Origin of the sequence: Candidatus Nitrosotenuis chungbukensis, assembly GCF_000685395.1 — an archaeon.
GTDB classification, from domain to species: Archaea; Thermoproteota; Nitrososphaeria; order Nitrososphaerales; family Nitrosopumilaceae; genus Nitrosotenuis; species Nitrosotenuis chungbukensis.
Genome location: NZ_AVSQ01000003.1, coordinates 82752 through 99273 on the forward strand (window position 1 = coordinate 82752; position 16522 = coordinate 99273).

The 16522-nt window shown below is 42.7% G+C and carries 16 protein-coding genes, 1 tRNA gene and 1 other RNA gene; 10 read left to right on the forward strand and 8 right to left on the reverse strand.

What is annotated here, in order from left to right; all coding sequences use genetic code 11:
• Positions 1-341: 341 nt before the first annotated feature.
• Positions 342-761, reverse strand: coding sequence for a secondary thiamine-phosphate synthase enzyme YjbQ (locus NKMY2_RS01425; protein WP_042683802.1), 420 nt, complete (start codon positions 759-761; stop codon positions 342-344).
• 197 nt (positions 762-958) lie between these two features.
• Between NKMY2_RS01425 and NKMY2_RS01430 the strand changes: the two genes are divergently transcribed.
• Positions 959-1363: a hypothetical protein gene (locus NKMY2_RS01430; protein WP_042683803.1), complete on the forward strand. Its 405-nt coding sequence runs from the start codon at positions 959-961 to the stop codon at positions 1361-1363.
• Positions 1364-1386: 23 nt separating this feature from the next.
• A complete protein-coding gene (locus NKMY2_RS01435) occupies positions 1387-2439 on the forward strand; it encodes a pelota family protein (protein ID WP_042683804.1) in 1053 nt (350 codons plus the stop codon).
• Here the strand turns inward: NKMY2_RS01435 and cutA are convergent.
• Positions 2436-2750 carry a divalent-cation tolerance protein CutA gene (gene cutA / locus NKMY2_RS01440; RefSeq protein WP_042683805.1) on the reverse strand — a complete coding sequence of 105 codons (315 nt, stop codon included), beginning with the start codon at positions 2748-2750 and terminating at the stop codon, positions 2436-2438. The two genes, NKMY2_RS01435 and cutA, sit on opposite strands and share 4 nt — an antisense overlap.
• 88 nt (positions 2751-2838) lie before the next feature.
• On the opposite strand from cutA, the gene NKMY2_RS01445 reads away from it, so the two are divergent.
• The 4 genes from NKMY2_RS01445 to NKMY2_RS01455 all read left to right on the forward strand — a co-directional run bounded on the left by NKMY2_RS01445 (position 2839) and on the right by NKMY2_RS01455 (position 5664).
• The gene (locus tag NKMY2_RS01445) at positions 2839-3996 is read left to right on the forward strand and encodes a site-2 protease family protein (protein ID WP_042683889.1); all 1158 of its coding nucleotides are present in this window, start codon (positions 2839-2841) and stop codon (positions 3994-3996) included.
• 41 nt (positions 3997-4037) lie between these two features.
• Positions 4038-4943 carry a TIGR00269 family protein gene (locus NKMY2_RS01450; RefSeq protein WP_042683807.1) on the forward strand — a complete coding sequence of 302 codons (906 nt, stop codon included), beginning with the start codon at positions 4038-4040 and terminating at the stop codon, positions 4941-4943.
• Positions 4944-4981: 38 nt separating this feature from the next.
• An RNA gene (gene ffs / locus NKMY2_RS10450) (signal recognition particle sRNA) lies at positions 4982-5293 on the forward strand.
• Between the two features lie 41 nt (positions 5294-5334).
• Positions 5335-5664, forward strand: coding sequence for a hypothetical protein (locus NKMY2_RS01455; RefSeq protein ID WP_042683808.1), 330 nt, complete (start codon positions 5335-5337; stop codon positions 5662-5664).
• Here NKMY2_RS01455 and NKMY2_RS01460 read toward each other — a convergent pair.
• Together NKMY2_RS01460 and NKMY2_RS01465 are read right to left on the reverse strand one after the other, a co-directional pair.
• Positions 5661-5939 (reverse strand): acylphosphatase, encoded by a 279-nt coding sequence (locus NKMY2_RS01460; RefSeq protein ID WP_042683809.1) that lies wholly within the window; start codon positions 5937-5939, stop codon positions 5661-5663. The genes NKMY2_RS01455 and NKMY2_RS01460 overlap by 4 nt on opposite strands.
• 59 nt (positions 5940-5998) lie before the next feature.
• Positions 5999-6748 (reverse strand): 50S ribosomal protein L2, encoded by a 750-nt coding sequence (locus NKMY2_RS01465; protein WP_042683810.1) that lies wholly within the window; start codon positions 6746-6748, stop codon positions 5999-6001.
• A 93-nt stretch (positions 6749-6841) separates the two neighbouring features.
• Here NKMY2_RS01465 and NKMY2_RS01470 point away from each other — a divergent pair, with 93 nt between their 5' ends.
• From NKMY2_RS01470 to gatE, 3 genes are all read left to right on the forward strand, one after another.
• Positions 6842-9046 carry a CDC48 family AAA ATPase gene (locus NKMY2_RS01470; RefSeq protein WP_042683811.1) on the forward strand — a complete coding sequence of 735 codons (2205 nt, stop codon included), beginning with the start codon at positions 6842-6844 and terminating at the stop codon, positions 9044-9046.
• 322 nt (positions 9047-9368) lie between these two features.
• The gene (gatD, locus tag NKMY2_RS01480) at positions 9369-10658 is read left to right on the forward strand and encodes a Glu-tRNA(Gln) amidotransferase subunit GatD (RefSeq protein WP_042683814.1); all 1290 of its coding nucleotides are present in this window, start codon (positions 9369-9371) and stop codon (positions 10656-10658) included.
• A 30-nt stretch (positions 10659-10688) separates the two neighbouring features.
• Positions 10689-12584, forward strand: a complete 1896-nt coding sequence (gene gatE, locus NKMY2_RS01485) for a Glu-tRNA(Gln) amidotransferase subunit GatE (RefSeq protein ID WP_042683815.1) — start codon at positions 10689-10691, stop codon at positions 12582-12584.
• Between the two features lie 17 nt (positions 12585-12601).
• On the opposite strand, the gene NKMY2_RS01490 is transcribed toward gatE, so the two are convergent.
• Positions 12602-12856, reverse strand: coding sequence for a hypothetical protein (locus tag NKMY2_RS01490; protein WP_042683816.1), 255 nt, complete (start codon positions 12854-12856; stop codon positions 12602-12604).
• 368 nt (positions 12857-13224) lie between these two features.
• A tRNA-Leu gene (locus tag NKMY2_RS01500) sits at positions 13225-13309 on the reverse strand.
• A gap of 38 nt (positions 13310-13347) precedes the next feature.
• Between NKMY2_RS01500 and NKMY2_RS01505 the strand changes: the two genes are divergently transcribed.
• Positions 13348-13554, forward strand: coding sequence for a hypothetical protein (locus NKMY2_RS01505; RefSeq protein ID WP_042683820.1), 207 nt, complete (start codon positions 13348-13350; stop codon positions 13552-13554).
• Position 13555: 1 nt separating this feature from the next.
• Here the strand turns inward: NKMY2_RS01505 and dnaJ are convergent, their stop codons facing one another.
• Positions 13556-14644: a molecular chaperone DnaJ gene (gene dnaJ, locus NKMY2_RS01510; protein WP_042683821.1), complete on the reverse strand. Its 1089-nt coding sequence runs from the start codon at positions 14642-14644 to the stop codon at positions 13556-13558.
• A 31-nt stretch (positions 14645-14675) separates the two neighbouring features.
• Positions 14676-16508, reverse strand: coding sequence for a molecular chaperone DnaK (dnaK, locus tag NKMY2_RS01515; protein ID WP_076613360.1), 1833 nt, complete (start codon positions 16506-16508; stop codon positions 14676-14678).
• Positions 16509-16522: the final 14 nt, after the last annotated feature.

A 16522-nucleotide genomic window follows, 5' to 3' on the forward strand; every position in this document is an offset into this window, starting at 1 on the left:
AAAGATGTTTAATCATACTAGAAAATATTTGAAACTATCATAACATTCTGCTTTTGTAAAGCTTTGATATCACGTGAGTCAATCTACAAGAATGGTATCAATTATACAATATTTTCCGTCATGATCTTTTTGATAATGCCTCTAGAATTATATCGTAGTATGTAATGAGTACATCATGACATGTTTTTGCGGCTGCCAAACTTTTCAAAAAGATCCTAACGGTTTCAAGGTTGGCTGCGTTAAATGCAATCATGGAGCTCAGAATCATGACGAGGAATTCAGATCGGCTGCAAGAAAAAATGAAAGCCAGAGTCAGAAAAGAGACGTTGATTTCGGTTAGTTTATTCGCCGAGTATTTTTACTAAAACTCTTTTTGGTCGCATTCCGTCAAATTCTCCATAGAAGATCTGCTCCCATGGGCCAAAATCCAATTCACCATTTGTTATGGCAACTACAACCTCTCGCCCCATGATTTGTCTTTTTAGGTGTGCGTCCGCATTGTCCTCACCGGTTTTGTTATGATCGTATTGATCTATAGGTTCGTGCGGGGCTAATTTTTCAAGCCATCGCGCATAGTCTTTGTGCAGACCAGACTCGTTGTCGTTTATGAAAACGCTTGCAGAAATGTGCATTGCATTAACGAGACAGAGACCTTCCTTTATTGCGCTTTTCTTTACTATCTGCCGTACTTGCGGTGTCAGGTTTACAAAGGCAACTCTGGTTTTTGTGTTAAACGTAAGGTACTCTGTTAGCGACTTCATGCTTGTGTGACGGTTTGTGTGGAAATAAATTTTGCAAACGCAGGCTCAGAACTCAAGATCTATATCATCAAGATCAAAGGGATGGTATCATCAACGCCTACGCATACCATTGAAATTTAATGGATTTTTAACATTCCGAACAAGAATCCCTAATAATTCACTAAGCTTGATAAAAGGCAAGGATAAAGTATTAAAAAATGGTCGCAATCGATGTTCCAGCCTCATTGGAAAGCTTTAGGAGATTTATCATCGCAAGCACGTGTAGTTCTTACATTCCTCGCAGCTATATCGAGGACGTGGAGGTTTTTCCTGAGCGCGAGGAATCACTTGGCTCAATATACGTAGAGGCTGCAGACAAGGTCACATTAAAGAAAGTGCGCGACATTACATTTGTCAACGCACGAGACGTTCTTGGAATCATTTACAATTCAAAAAGCGGCAACACCACGCTGAAATGGAGACAGCTCAGAAGAAAGGGCGGCAAAGTAGTCGGAGAAGCATCGCCAAACTCCCTAGTAAATTTGGCCGAGGGCGGAGTCATAACTCCAGAATGGGTCGACAGTTATCTTAAGAAAAAGAATCTAGAAAACAGCACCATGTAATTTTGTAAACACTGACGATTCTGATGATTACAAAAATTATTGATGATTTTTCGATTTCTTTCATAGTTGAAGAGCCAGACGACTTGCTTACTCTTCGGAGAATAATAAGAAAAGGCGACACGATGGTATCAGACACTACTCGCGTAATCAAGCAGGACAAGGATTTCTCCAGGCCAGACAGAGGAGAGCGGATAAAAATACGTATATCGCTTGAGGTTGAAAAAATAGCGCTTGATTCTGTGTTTGACAGACTACGAGTTCATGGTACGATAATGGAATCAAGTAACGAGGCAGTCTCAAAGGGATCACACCATTCAGTTCTGATAAAAATTGGCGACTCGTTTAACGTGACAAAAAAGAAATGGCTCCCCATTGAGTTGAAATTGCTCAAAAGTAAAGAAGACGGTTTTGGTTTTGTCCTAGTCGCAATTGACAAGGGAGATTGCGGCATTGGGAAGCTAAAGGGAACACATCTGGAATTGATGCAGAATTTGTACTCTGGTTCTAGTGGAAAGCAATACAAATCAAGTTTCAACATCGAGGGATTTTTTGAAAATGTCACAAAGATGCTAGAGACCACATTAAGAGATAACGATATCATAGTAATCTTTGGACCAGGTGAAACCAAAAAGCAGTTCAGCAATTACTTGCAAAAAACCCCCCTGAGTAAAAAACACAAGATAGAGATCGTAGAGGGCATTGATTCTGGCGGAGAGGACGGAGTTTACATATTCATAAAATCAAAAGCCATGCAGCAGATCATGGGACAGAGCAAGCTTGCAAAAGTTACCTCGATCCTAGAGGAAATAATGATCAAAGCCCAGCATAAAAGCAAAAAATTCACAATGGGGTTTGAAGAGACGCAAAAGGCAAACCAGTACGGCGCAATAGACTCTCTGGTTTTTTCAGAAAGGATCATCCAAACTCACGACGAGGAAAAAGTAATCGAGTTCCTAAACGAGGCAGAGGCAAAGGGGGTCAAAGTGTATGCCCTGGACTCGAGCACAGATATTGGCATGCAGGTTTCCGGGCTTGGCGGAATAGTTTCCCTGCTCAGGTTTTCAGTGGAATCTTAAAGTGTAGATTCGACCAGCCAAGCAAGGTACGGCTTGTTTATCGAATTGACCTGTATTTCAGCTATTTCAGGCACCTTGTATGGATGCGTGATTTTGATTTGGTTTTTTACTTTGGCCTTGTTTTTTTGCGTTGTCTTGAAGATTGCCAAGAATTCATCTGCGTTTTCGATTTTTCCCTGCCAGCTATAAACTGAAGAGATTTTTGTCATGTTTACGCACGCTACGAGTTTTTCTTTCACCAGATTGTTTGCTATTTTGGATATTGATTTTTTGTTTGGGTACGTGGAGACTATCATTATTGGTTTTTCCATAGCAAACGATAAATGTCCGTGATTAAAAAAAGTAGCAATTAATTTGAACTTTGATTTTCTGTCGCAAAACGCTATAATTTATGTTCTAATAGCATGGGGGGCAATATTTCTTGCAGCTAAAGGACTAAAGCTGGAAAAACATGGCTTTGAGATGAAACCGTACAGTCTGACCTACAAAAACACCCAAGTTCAGGCAGTCCTAACCAGGATGCTAGGCAGGACGAGAAGGGGCATTCGCGTATTTGCAGACGTAAGCGTTGTCGCTGGATTCATCATGATGGGATTTGCCTTTTGGTTCCTTCTGGACAATATTGTAAAATACTTTAACACGCCTGCTGAATTTTCCCAGCTTACCGTTCTGATACCAGGGGTAACTCTTACATCAGGTCCATCAATACTGTATTTTCTTCTTTCAATACCAATCGTACTTGTAATCCACGAAGGCGCACACGGAATCGTAGCTACGCTAGAAAAAATTAGAATCAAGACTGGCGGTTTTGCTATCTTTATTGCAATGTTTGCCGGATTTGTCGAACCAGACGACGAGGAGTTTAACAAGGCAAAAAAGATATCAAAGTTGAGAGTCATAGGCGCAGGCGCAACAGCAAACGTAATTTTTGCCTTGATATTGGGAGCAGTCTTGCTTACGAATCCGTTTTTTGCAATCATAGTGCCAGAGCCGATCAGGGGGGCATTTTACGAATCGCCTCAAGGCGTCACAGTGCTGTCCATAATGCCAGGAACTGGTGCAGAAAGCGCAGGACTGATGGCAAACGATGTCATCACCAAGATTAATGATGTTCCCATAGTTACGCCATTTGACTTTACAAAAGTTGCATTAGAACCGGGCGATACTGCCACAGTCACCGCAACCAGGGACGGCAAACAGATGCAGTTCCAGATAGTGATATCGCCGTCACCGGACGATCCAAAGAAGGGACTAATTGGAATAATACGTGACAACACGTTTGCCTACAAGCCAGTATACGATTTCATCGAGTGGAAGAGCCCAGAGGTTTCCATGTTTTTGTTGTGGTTGTGGATGATTTCGTTTTTCATCGGAATCATAAACATGTTGCCGCTTCCAATACTTGATGGAGGAAAATTCATCCACAGCATAATAGACAAAAAGATGTCTGATTTGATGGTAAACAGGACTATGTGGGCAATCTATGCGTTCACGTTTGCATTGTTTGGCCTCAACATTGCCTTGTCGTATATAAAATCAGGCTGGTTTACCATCTAGCCGTTGATTATCGTTAAATTTAGGTTACCAAAACTAAAACTGTGAAATGCGACAGATGTGAAAACGCAGCAGTATACTCCAGAAAATATTCCGGGGAGAATCTTTGCTCGGAGTGTTTTTCAAATTCCATTCTGAGAAAGGCTGCAAAGACAATCTCAAAATACAACATGATACAAAACGGCGAACTTGTCTGCGTTGCCGTATCTGGAGGAAAAGACTCCCTTGCATTATTACACGTGTTATCAAAAATGGCAAAAAATCACAATTTTAGAATTCACGCCGTTACAATTGACGAGGGAATACCGGGCTACAGGGAGGAGGCCCTAGAGATTGTAAGAAAGTTCTGCAGAGACCTTGGAGTAGAGCATTCTGTGTATACATACAAGGATCTGTTTGATCTTACGCTTGATGAATCGCTGAAATTGCGCGACGAGGAAAAAATATCATCGTGTACTATTTGCGGCACGTTTAGAAGAAGGTCGATGGATCATGCGACAAAGGACATTGGCGCAGATGCAATAGCAACTGGCCACAATCTGGACGATACGTTACAGACATTTGTGATAAACACCCTTTCTGGAGACACTAACAAAATTGGGTGGATGGATCCCGATACTTCAGATAATTCAATTCGAAAAATAAAGCCGTTTTGCGAAATTTACGAATCCGAAATTGTGTTTTATGCGTTTACAAACAACCTCCCTTTCCAGACAGAGCCGTGCCCCCACATGAACGAGGGGATACGAACAGAAATCAGGGAGTTTCTCAACAAGCTGGAAAACTCTCACAGCGGCATAAAAAATAACATGTACAAATCGGTTCTGAAACTCTCGCAAATAGTGGGCGATTCTAACTACAAGCAAAAGGTATCGTGCCTCAACTGCGGAAACGAATGCACTGGCAGGATTTGCTCCGTGTGCAAGATGATTGTCAGTCTGAAGGATTAGCTTAACGCAAATATAACATTGTGTTCTAGTGATTGTGGTAGTAGGTAGGATCGGGGCGCTAGCCGTGCCCTATTCTGAAACCGGCTCTATGCAGAGGTCAGTAACTGCTGGATAAATCTCTAGGTGGATAAATCCTGCTTGATGTACTGAAATGAAATCACGCCGAAGCGGGTGGATGCAGGCCTGGGACTGTCCGAAGGGATAGTTCCCAAGATCGAATTGCCGAAATGGATGAGGTCCGGGAGGGAGCAATCCTAAGGCAAAGTACCCACGCTACTTCGTCAACGTGGCGGATCTTGTGCGTCTTGAGATGGGACTATCTGTCTAGACTGGAACCAGCGGGTCTACTACCACTTTTCAAATTATATAGCATCGTCACGCATGACGGTTTATGGACATGTTTTTTCAGGGGCAGAAAAGAACGTATGAAAGTTTCAAGACTCAAATCAAGCCATCCATACTGCCTACCTTTGATTCCCTCAGAGAGTACTGCGTTGCTTTGGGGAATAATGTGGTAGAAGACGTGCGCGCCCACAGGGTAGTTTTTGGCAAGTCGCTATCCTTTAGATGGTTTGCAGACTTGGAGCCTGGACTGGAAGACGTCACCATAAAGATTCAACGCGACAGAAAGGAGCCACAGAAAATCATCACACTGAGAACTGGCGATAGTTTGGACGAAATCAAAAAACTGATACAGGATGCGTACAATACAATCCGCTAGTAGAGAACATCGAATTTTGTAAACTCGTTTTTGTATTTTTCATTTCTTATTTCAACGTCATCCACGCGTGCATTTGCAGGTCCTGCATGACACCACTCCACAACATTGCCAACATTGACGTCATCGCCCTCCAGCACGGCCTCTACTCTTGCGTCCTTTAGATTCTTGACCCAGCCAAAAACATGATTCTTCTTTGCTGCTACCTTCATTGCTTGGCGAAAAAATACACCTTGTACCTTACCGCTAATGAAAAGGTGTAGCCTCTGCTTTGTCATGTGAAAAGAATCTTGTCTTGGTATTAATCAATTTTAGGGTTTGAGAAAAAACAGAATTTTTATGTTCTGCCCTGTATTTTGATCTTCTTTGCTACCTTAGATCTTCCAGTCTTTCGTGCAGCAATGCTACCCACTTTAGCTCCAGGCGGCGTGTCCCTTGCAACAGTCGAGCTTTGTCCCACGTGCTGGTGTCTTCCACCACCGTGCGGATGGACGTATGCTGCTTGTGCAACACCTCTGACTATTGGGTATTTGCGTCCTTTTGATCTATATCTGCGCCACTTGTTGCCTGCGTTTAAGAATGGCCTTTCTGATGTACCGCCGCCGGCAAGCACGCCAATCATGGCCCTGTTTTTTGGATTTAAGATGACAAAATTACCTGAAGGAAGTTTTAGCATGACTCCATCTGTGGTGTGAGAAAACACTGTGGCCGAGTTTCCTGCTGTTTTTGCAATGGCGCCCCCATCTCCATAGTGCTTTTCTACATTGCATACGGTTGTGCCGTCAGGAATGTTTTGTATGCTAATTACATTACCGTTTACAATTTCCGCATTAAGAGAAAATCTCATAGTAGAACCTATTTTGGTTCCCAAAACCGCTGGAATCATAGAAACAGAACCGTTTTCAAATCTGACCTTTGCCAAAGGTGCATCTCTGCCTCTTTCATGGACAAGATCAATTACCTCTCCTTTGCGATCTTCGGCCAGATCGAAGCTTGGGTATTTTGCTGGTGCAAGCTTACCAGTAACGGCTGCCCTAAACTGCATGCCTCCCCGTCCACGTCTCCTAACTAGTGGTCGCTTACCCATTTCGTTGGTTCCTAGGCATTATGATTTTAAGCTTTGTTTTGATGGACCCGTCATGCGACAAAGATATAAAAAATACGCTTCGGTTTTAATGCTATGAGCCAAAGCGCCCTTTCTCTCAAGGTATTAGAGGCATACACAAGAGACGTTGGTCGCGGCGTGGCCAGAATCGATTATGATTCCATGGATACACTAAACGCATCCACAGGCGACGTAATTGAGATCAAGGGCAAGCGAAGAACTGTTGCAAAATGCCTTCCGCTATACCCATCAGACGAGGGAAAGGGAATCATCAGAATAGATGGTCTTGGCAGAAACAATGCAGGAATCGCAATTGGCGATACCATAACTGTAAGAAAAATCAAAGCAGTTGCAGCAGAAAAAGTAGTAGTTGCTCCACTAGAGGCAATTCCTCCAATAGACGAACGCTACCTTGCAGATGCCTTGGAAAGCGTTCCACTGATCAAAGGAGACAACGTAATGGTTCCGTATTTTGGAGGTCGTTTAACATTTCAGGTAATCGGTGTAACCCCAGCAGCTGATGCGGTACTTGTTACACAGAAAACTGTTTTCCACATTGCAGAAAAAGGCGAGACGCTACGAGGCGTACCCCAAGTAACCTATGAGGACATTGGCGGCCTTACTGATGAGATTAAAAAAGTAAGAGAGATGATCGAGCTGCCGTTAAGACATCCTGAAATTTTTGAAAAACTTGGAGTTGAGGCACCAAAGGGTGTCCTATTGTATGGTCCTCCAGGTACCGGTAAGACGCTGCTTGCAAAGGCAGTGGCCAACGAGAGCAATGCTCATTTCATCAGCATATCCGGACCGGAGATAATGAGCAAGTTTTACGGTGAAAGCGAGGCAAGACTAAGAGAGATTTTCAAAGAGGCAAGAGAAAAGGCGCCATCAATAATTTTCGTAGATGAAATCGATTCGATTGCTCCAAAAAGAGAAGAGGTCACAGGAGAGGTAGAGCGAAGAGTAGTTTCACAAATGCTTTCACTCATGGATGGTCTTGAGGCAAGGGGCAAGGTAATTGTCATTGCCGCAACAAACAGGCCAAATGCAATTGATCCTGCACTAAGAAGACCAGGAAGATTCGATAGGGAAATCGAGATCAAAGTGCCAGACAAGAAGGGAAGAAAAGACATTCTAAATATTCATACAAGAAACATGCCACTAGTCACAGAAGAAAATGATCTAAATTATGTTGACGTGGACAAGATTGCTGCAGTAAGCCACGGCTATGTTGGAGCTGATTTGGAATACTTGTGCAAAGAAGCGGCAATGAAATGTCTTAGAAGACTACTTCCTGAGCTAAATTTGGAGGATGAAAAAGTTCCGCCAGAGACACTTGACAAGCTTATAGTAAACAATGAGGATTTCCAAAAGGCGCTGATCGAAGTCACGCCATCAGGCATGCGTGAGGTATTCATAGAAAATCCAGATGTCAAGTGGGACGACATCGGAGGACTAAAAGAAGTAAAGCAGCAGCTCCAAGAGGCAGTAGAGTGGCCAATGAAGTATCCTGGATTATACGAGAGACTAGGCCATAAAATGCCACGCGGAATTTTGCTCCACGGAGCAAGCGGCGTTGGCAAGACTTTGCTGGCAAAGGCAGTGGCTACCGAAAGCGAGGCAAATTTTGTTTCTGTAAGAGGCCCTGAATTGTTATCAAAATGGGTTGGAGAGTCAGAGCGAGGAATAAGAGAGATCTTCCGACGAGCAAGGCAGGCATCACCATGTGTAATATTTTTCGACGAGGTAGACTCCATTGCACCAATCAGAGGCGCAGGTGGGGAGACTGCAGTAACTGAGAGAGTAGTAAGCCAGTTACTGACAGAATTGGACGGAATGGAGAACTTGCACGGGGTAATAGTTTTGGCTGCAACCAACAGAGCAGACATGATCGATCCTGCCCTACTAAGGCCGGGAAGATTTGACAAAATAATCCAGATACCGCTCCCAGACAAGGAAAGCAGAAGGCAAATTCTTGAGATCAATTCAAAGGAAATTCCAGCAGTCAGAGACAAAAACGATCTTGACTATGTCAATTTGGACAAGATTGCAGATCTTACGGACGGCATGAGCGGCGCAGATGTTGCGGCAATAGCAAACACGGCCGTTTCCATAGTCATACACGAGTATCTTGACAAACACCCAACCAAGGAAGAACTGGAAAAGAGCGTAAGCACTGCAAGAGTGACCATGAAGCACTTTGAAGAGGCAGTAAAGAAGGTAAGAACTCAAAAGGACCTAAAGATAGGCCAAAAGATAGCGGTTCCCTACTACAGGTGAACGACTATCGGACAAGTCCGATAGCATTTTCCTGTTTCCTTGACCGAGCTTTTGATCTCCACAGGCGTGAATTCCCGTTCCTGCGGTACTATGTCTGAACCTAATCCAGTTTCGGCTTTACGTGGTGACTGGTAGAGGTTCATATTTTTAGCACGACCTTCTTCCATTTTACCTAGCTCAAACATGGGAGTTTGTATATTTATCATATTTAGCAAGTTGGTTATTATGTAATTAACAGCATTTTCATCCATCTTACAAGTATGGTGATTTTCTTGCCTCCAGATCGGTAATCTTAAAACAACAACAAAACTAATTTCTGTAAATGTCAGACTATAGAGGATACGAGGGAAAATCCCTAGAATTTCTAAAGCAGAACAGGATCAAGGTAGGCGACACTGTAAAAATCACGACAAATTCCGACAATATTGCAACAATAATGCCGCGGTACGAGCACAGCGATGATCAGCACATAGTTGTAAAATTCAAAAGCGGATACAATGTCGGACTTGAAATAAGCAATATTAAAAAAATCGAATACGTCTCAAGCATTGATACGAATCTGCCAAGGGAGCCAACCGCAACAAAATCCAAGCCCCAGCTGCCAAAGATTTTACTTCTCTCAACTGGCGGAACAATTGCAAGCAAGGTTGACTATAGAACGGGAAGTGTTACCCCCGCACTAAGCGCGCATGATCTTTATGCAATAGTTCCCGAGCTTGATGATATAGCAAATGTAGATGCAGAGGTATTGTTTTCTGAATATTCCGAGAATCTAACTCCCGAACACTGGAAAAAGACTGCGGAAAAACTAGACTCCTATTCTAAATCTGACTACAAGGGAGTAATAGTCGCTCATGGCACAGACACGATGCAGTACACTGCTGCATTTCTGTCATTTGCCTTGGCGGGGTTTCCAATTCCAATAGTCCTAGTTGGATCCCAGCGATCGTCAGACAGGCCGTCTTCTGATGCCGCATCGAATTTGATTGCAGCTGCAAAATTTATTGTAAAGTCAAACACGAACGGAGTTTTTGTTTCCATGCACAATAGTGAGAACGACGACGATATTGCGTGCCACTTTGGGACCCGTGTCAGAAAAAATCACACAAGCAAAAGAAACGCATTTGAAACAATAGGCGCAATTCCCGCATTCATAGTTAAACAAGACGAGATAATTCAAAATGCCAAAAGCCAGTATTTTAAACAGAAACAATACGCGCCGAAAATAAACGTCGATACTGGTGCGGCGCTGGTAAAATACTATCCAGGCTATGATCCTAGCCTAGTCCGTGATTTGATCAATCATGGATACAAGGCAATAATTTTTGAGGGAACCGGCCTTGGCCATGTAGGAAAAAACATGTACGATGTTATCAAAGAGGCAAAAGAGAGGCAAATTTTTCTCGGCATGACATCACAGTGTCATGACGGCAGGATCAACATGGCAATATATGAAAGCGGAAGGGACCTTTTGCACCTTGGAATAACTCCGCTATCAGACATGATTTCCGAAACGGCGCTGGTAAAAGCAATGTGGGCACTTGGAAACGCCAAGGATGGAAAAATAGACAGACTGATGACAGAAAACATTGCTTCTGAATACACAGAATAAGATTTAAGGCAACTTTGGGAAGAATAAAACGTGTCAGAGATTCAAATTGACAAAATTGGATTAAAGGTTGGCTTGGAAATACACCAGCAGCTTGCAACAAACAAGAAATTGTTTTGCAGTTGCAGCCCAATTGAATCTGAGGATTATCCAGTTAGGTTTTTACGAAGACTTCGACTCGCAAAAAGCGAGCTTGGGAAATACGATCCCGCAGCAGTCTTTGAATCTTCAAAATCAAAACTCATATCATACAACGCAAATCCGCAAAGCAGTTGCCTTGTGGAATACGATGATGAGCCGCCGCACAATTTGGACAGTGATGCAAAGGCAACCGCTCTAATAATTGCCTCTGCTCTACACTCAGATATTTTTAGCGAGATTCATGTTATGAGAAAAATTGTAATTGACGGCTCCAACACTTCTGGCTTTCAAAGGACAATGCTTGTTGCAAACGGAGGATACCTAGAAGTGGAGCAGAAAAAAATCGGCGTCCAGTCAATTTGCCTAGAGGAGGACGCTGCAAAGCTTCTCAAGGACACAGAAAGTGTGCGGGAGTATTCCCTGGATAGGTTAGGAACGCCTCTTGTTGAAATCGCCCTAGATCCAGTCGAAGGCACCCCCTCAGATGTAAAAAAAATAGCACTCACGTTGGGCAGGCTGTTGCGTGTTACGCGTCGAGTTACACGTGGAATAGGATCAATCAGACAGGATGTAAATGTGTCAGTCAGTGGGGGAGGCATTGTAGAAGTCAAGGGAGTTCAACAGCTAGACCAGCTTGAAGCAGTCATCATGTATGAGGCAAGGAGGCAGCATGGCTTGCAGTTGATAGCAGAAAAGTTAAAGAAAATCCAGTTTGATAATTTGTCAAAGGAGGGTACGCTTGATGTGACATCCTTTTTTAGCAACTCTAAATCCAAAGTAATCCAAAAATCACTAAAGGATGGAGCCATAATCAAGGCATTAAAAATCAAAAATTTTGCCGGAATGTTCGGCTATGAGCCATATCAGGGAATAAGACTCGGCAAAGAGCTCGGGCAACAGGTGAGGTTTTTTGGAATCGGCGGAATCTTCCATTCTGACGAGTTGCCAAATTACGGAATTGAGAAAGAAGAGGTGGAGCAGTTAAGAAAAATGTTAGAGACAGGCGAATCTGATGGATTTCTGATAATTGCCGGCTCTAAAGACAAGATAGAGTTTGCCATTGACGCAGTAATAAACAGAATAAAGGGTGCAAAGAACGGGGTTCCTGCAGAGACCCGTGCCGCCACACCTGCAGGCGAGACTGTGTTCCTAAGGCCAAGGCCTGGTGCGTCCAGAATGTACCCAGAAACCGACATACCGCCAATTACGATTAGTGATAGCGAGTTAGAGTTTGCAAAGAACAACATTCCAAAGCCTTGGGATTCCGCAATATCAGAAATCCAAACAAAATGGAATCTCAACAAACAGTTGTCAGAGCAGCTTTTTGATTCGGATTATTTGGATTTGTTTGAATCCATTTGTACTAACAAGGCAAACAATCCAAATTTTGTAGCGTCGATTTTGTGCTCAACGATAACAAATCTGGAACGACGTGGCCTTGATGCAACACTGTTAAAACCTGAGCACATTGCCAGATCTTTTGAATTATTATCAGAGGGCAAGATCACAAAAGAGTCACTTGAAATGATTTACGAGTCCATAATGTCCGATAAGACAAAGTCAGTTGAAGAGTTTATTGAGAAACATTCCAGTTCCATGAACGAAGATGAACTGGGACGATTCCTTGATGATCTGATAAAAAGCAATCTAAGTATAATCAAAAAACAAGGCAGTCATTCAAGCAGTATGCTAATGGGAATGGCAATGAAATCCCTCCGCGGAAAAGTATCGGGTGAAAAAATAAATAAATTATTAGAAATTAAAATTTCAAAAATATTAGAAGAATAAGTATACGCTAGAACTGTTTAGTCTAGTTTTCTTCTTCCTGTTCCTCTTCCCATGGACACGTAGTGGCCTTTTGTGGATGTTTTTGTTGTTTCAGGCGTATCTTTGAGCTTTCTTTTACCGGTTCCGCGACCAGATGATACGTATTCGTCTCCTGCCTTTTCCTTCACTTTCTTTTGATATTCCTTGAATTTTTCTCCAGACCAATTTGCTTCCTCAGAATCAACTTGTCTTTTTGAGGTCCCTCGTCCACCGACTTTGGTAATTTTTCCCATTAGCGAGTACTATGAAACACTATGGTTTAAAGTTGTTCATGAGAGTGATTTCAAAATACGATACATTTGGAATTTGAATTATGCAGGCGAACTTGACAGAATTTAATGACAGATAATATTCTAAAATAGATCTTGCCCAAATCATTTGAATAACATCCTTTTTGACCATACGGCTAAACGATTGGCAAATTATAGTGCAGTATGCGTGGTCCTTTTTTGAAATTCTTAGAAAGACGTTTTCTAGTTTTTCCAAGTTTATGCTTTTTATTTTCAATTAATTCCAACATTTGTCCCAAAAGTTTGAATGACATATCGTCAGATAAGCAAGAGCCGAATAGAGCGGATCTGAGCGTAGAGATAGTAAAAGATGCGGGAAGTGGGATTTGAACCCACGAACTCCTTGGAGATAAGGATCTGAACCTTACGCCTTTGACCGGGCTGGGCGACTCCCGCAACATGGTTCTTTGGTGCCAAAATAAGTTCTTTATTGCTTGGAAAAAAGAGAAATAGTGATTACTGTCATTTTAGTAGTGGAATTTAAGGAAATTTACTGCAACAACTGTAAGAAGGCACTTGGAAGGTATAACACAAAGTATTTCTCAGATTCCAAGATTGCGGAGCTGATAAAGTCAAACCACACGTCGCATTACAGGGAGGGCCATCAGTTGTCCATACGTAAAATATCTAAAAACAGGTAAACTAGTCAAATGTTTCTCTGAGTTTTTCAAGCAGTTCCTTTTGCTGTTTATTGAGTTTGGAAGGAATATCCACTACTAGTCTCACATATTGATCCCCGCGACTTTTTGAGCCCATATGCGGTAAGCCTTTTCCTTTTAGTTTGACTATGGTGTTTGGTTGTGTTCCTTCTTCTACTTTGACTTTTTCATTTTTCTCTAATGTCGGTACTTCAATTGTCTTGCCAATACATGCGTCAACTATGGAGATTTTTGCATCATAGAAAATGTCTGCGCCGTCTCTTTTGAAGAATTTATGCGGGTTTACTCGTACTCTGATTATCAGATCCCCGCTTTGTCCATGCGGTATGGATTCACCTTCACCGTTTATGACGTAATCCCCATTGTCAATGCCGGACGGAATATCAAACGATATGTGTTTTGTACCCTTGGTCTTTCCAGTTCCTTTGCATGATGAGCATGGCTTTGATATGATTTGCCCTTCACCATGACACTTGGTACAAGGCTGCACTGTGACAAATGTTGAAAATCCCATGTTTCGTGTCATCCTTACCTGTCCTTGCCCTCTACATGCAGAGCACGTTTCTGGGCTGGTTCCAGGTGCACAGCCAGATCCTTTGCAGGTATCACAGTCAATGTTTTTTCTAATGTCAATATCAATTCGCTTTCCACGAAAAACATCGTCAAGGGATATGTTTGTCTCATGCAGAATGTCTTGGCCTTTTTGTCTTGCAAATCCGCCAAATCCCCCTGAGCGTCCAAAAAGATTTTCAAATATAGAATCAAAACCGCCAGAGCCAAAATTAGAGAAAACGTCGTCAAAATTAGTTCGTGCGCCCTGGAAGATGTCTTCCCTAGAGTACCTGCCATCAACCCCCTCATGCCCGTACTGATCGTAGATTTTCCGTTTTTCAGGGTCCGACAGAACAGCATATGCCTCTGAAATTTCTTTAAAGTGTTCTCCAGCCTCTGGCGACTTGTTTCTATCAGGATGAAATTTCAGGGCTAGTTTTCTGTATTGGGATTTTACGACGTCTTGTGAATCGGTTTTTGAAACGCCCAATACTTCATAATAATCTCTTTTTGCAGACATGTTGCTATTTTGTTAAATGATGCATTAATTGTTAATTTTTTGTGTCTGTGTTCTGCGTACTTTGCTCTGAATCGCCAGGATTCTGAGAGGCTTGTTCCTGAGTAGGCTGGGAGACATTCTTGTAGAGTTCCGTCGTTACCTGGTTCACGATTGCCTTTAGTGCGTCAAGTTTTGGTCTTATTTGATCTGCGTCTTTGTCCAGGACTTCCTTTAGTTCCTTGACTGCGTCAGATATCTTGATGCCCTGCTCCTGTGTGATTTTGTCCTTTAGATCTTGGCTTATCAGTTTCTCAGTTGTATAGACGAAGCTCTCCGCTTCATTTTTTATGTCTATTGCTTCTTTTTTCTTTTTATCTTCCTCTGCAAACTTTTCTGCATCTTGCTTTAGCTTGTCAATTTCGTCCTTTGATAGTTTAGAGCCGGCCTGGATTGTTATTTTTGCCTCTTTTTTGGTTCCAAGATCTTTTGCAGTGACATTTAGGATTCCGTTTGCGTCAATGTCAAACTTGACCTCGATTTGTGGAATACCGCGAGGCGCCGGGGGAAGTCCGGTAAGGTTAAAGCTTCCAAGCGAAACATTGTCAGCAGCCATTGGTCTTTCACCCTGCACTACATGAATTGTAACGGCAGTTTGATTGTCTGCTGCAGTGGTAAAGACTTTGGTTTTTGACGTTGGGATTGTGGTGTTTCTTTCAATTAGGGGTTCTCGCAGGCCTCCAAGTGTTTCAACTCCAAGAGTAAGCGGGGTAACGTCTAGCAACACTATGTCACTGGTCACGTCTCCTGCGATGATTCCTGCTTGGATTGCCGCACCTACTGCTACTGCCTCCATTGGATCTACTCCGGATTCTGGGTCTTTACCTATCACATCGCCAACAAATTTCTTTACAAGCGGAATTCTTGTCGGTCCGCCAACTAGGACGATTTTTGCTACATCGGATGTTGAGAGCTTGGCATCTCTTAATGCATTGTCAATTGATGTGCGACATCTTTCAACTATTGGTCTGATTAGCTCTTCGAATTTAGCTCGAGTCAGTTTAATTTCCAAGTTTTTTGATCCAGATGCAGGATCATGAAATATGAAGGGAATGTTGATGTCAGTTTCCATTACGGTGGAAAGTTCTATCTTTGCCTTTTCTGATGCCTCTCGAACTCTTGTCATTGCCGTGCTATCACCGGTAAGATCTACTCCGGTTGTTTTTCTGAATTCGTTTGTTACATAGTCAATTAGGATTTTGTCCATGTCGGTGCCACCAAGCTGGGTATCACCAGACGTGCTTAGTACTTCAAAAACCCCGCCGCCCATTTCCATTATGGTGACATCCAGAGTTCCGCCGCCAAGATCAAAGACTAGAATCTTCATGTCTTGCCCTGCCTTGTCAAGGCCAAAGGCAAGCGATGCCGCTGTCGGCTCGTTGATTATTCTTACAACCTCCAATCCCGCAATTGTTCCTGCATCCTTTGTTGCCTGTCTTTGATTGTCATCAAAGTAGGCAGGAACTGTTATGACTGCCTTTTCTACCTTTTCGCCCAGAAATGCCTCTGCGTCTTTTTTGATTTTTTGTAGAATAAATGAAGAGATTTGCTGCGGTTTGTACTCTTTTCCTTGTATTTTGAATATGTAGTCGCCTCCCATTTTTCGTTTTGCCGCTACAATAGTACTGTCTGGATTAGTTACGGCCTGTCTCCTTGCTGGCTCGCCAACTAGGAGCTGGCCATCTTTTGTAAATGCGACAACGGATGGGAAGGCCTTGCCTCCGATTGAAGTACCCTCTGCTGCCGGAATAAGGGCGGGTTTTCCTCCCATCATTACAGCCGCAGCAGAATTACTTGTTCCCAAATCTATACCGATTATTTTTGCCATGTTTTCACCATTTT

What these genes read in the sequence shown, in the direction of transcription:
- NKMY2_RS01425 (WP_042683802.1), bottom strand. Translation starts at nt 761, where the DNA reads ATGAAGTCGCTAACAGAGTACCTTACGTTTAACACAAAAACCAGAGTT.
- NKMY2_RS01430 (WP_042683803.1), top strand. Translation starts at nt 959, where the DNA reads ATGGTCGCAATCGATGTTCCAGCCTCATTGGAAAGCTTTAGGAGATTT.
- NKMY2_RS01435 (WP_042683804.1), top strand. Translation starts at nt 1,387, where the DNA reads ATGATTACAAAAATTATTGATGATTTTTCGATTTCTTTCATAGTTGAA.
- cutA (WP_042683805.1), bottom strand. Translation starts at nt 2,750, where the DNA reads ATGGAAAAACCAATAATGATAGTCTCCACGTACCCAAACAAAAAATCA.
- NKMY2_RS01455 (WP_042683808.1), top strand. Translation starts at nt 5,335, where the DNA reads ATGGACATGTTTTTTCAGGGGCAGAAAAGAACGTATGAAAGTTTCAAG.
- NKMY2_RS01460 (WP_042683809.1), bottom strand. Translation starts at nt 5,939, where the DNA reads ATGACAAAGCAGAGGCTACACCTTTTCATTAGCGGTAAGGTACAAGGT.
- NKMY2_RS01465 (WP_042683810.1), bottom strand. Translation starts at nt 6,748, where the DNA reads ATGGGTAAGCGACCACTAGTTAGGAGACGTGGACGGGGAGGCATGCAG.
- NKMY2_RS01470 (WP_042683811.1), top strand. Translation starts at nt 6,842, where the DNA reads ATGAGCCAAAGCGCCCTTTCTCTCAAGGTATTAGAGGCATACACAAGA.
- gatD (WP_042683814.1), top strand. Translation starts at nt 9,369, where the DNA reads ATGTCAGACTATAGAGGATACGAGGGAAAATCCCTAGAATTTCTAAAG.
- NKMY2_RS01490 (WP_042683816.1), bottom strand. Translation starts at nt 12,856, where the DNA reads ATGGGAAAAATTACCAAAGTCGGTGGACGAGGGACCTCAAAAAGACAA.
- dnaJ (WP_042683821.1), bottom strand. Translation starts at nt 14,644, where the DNA reads ATGTCTGCAAAAAGAGATTATTATGAAGTATTGGGCGTTTCAAAAACC.
- dnaK (WP_076613360.1), bottom strand. Translation starts at nt 16,508, where the DNA reads ATGGCAAAAATAATCGGTATAGATTTGGGAACAAGTAATTCTGCTGCG.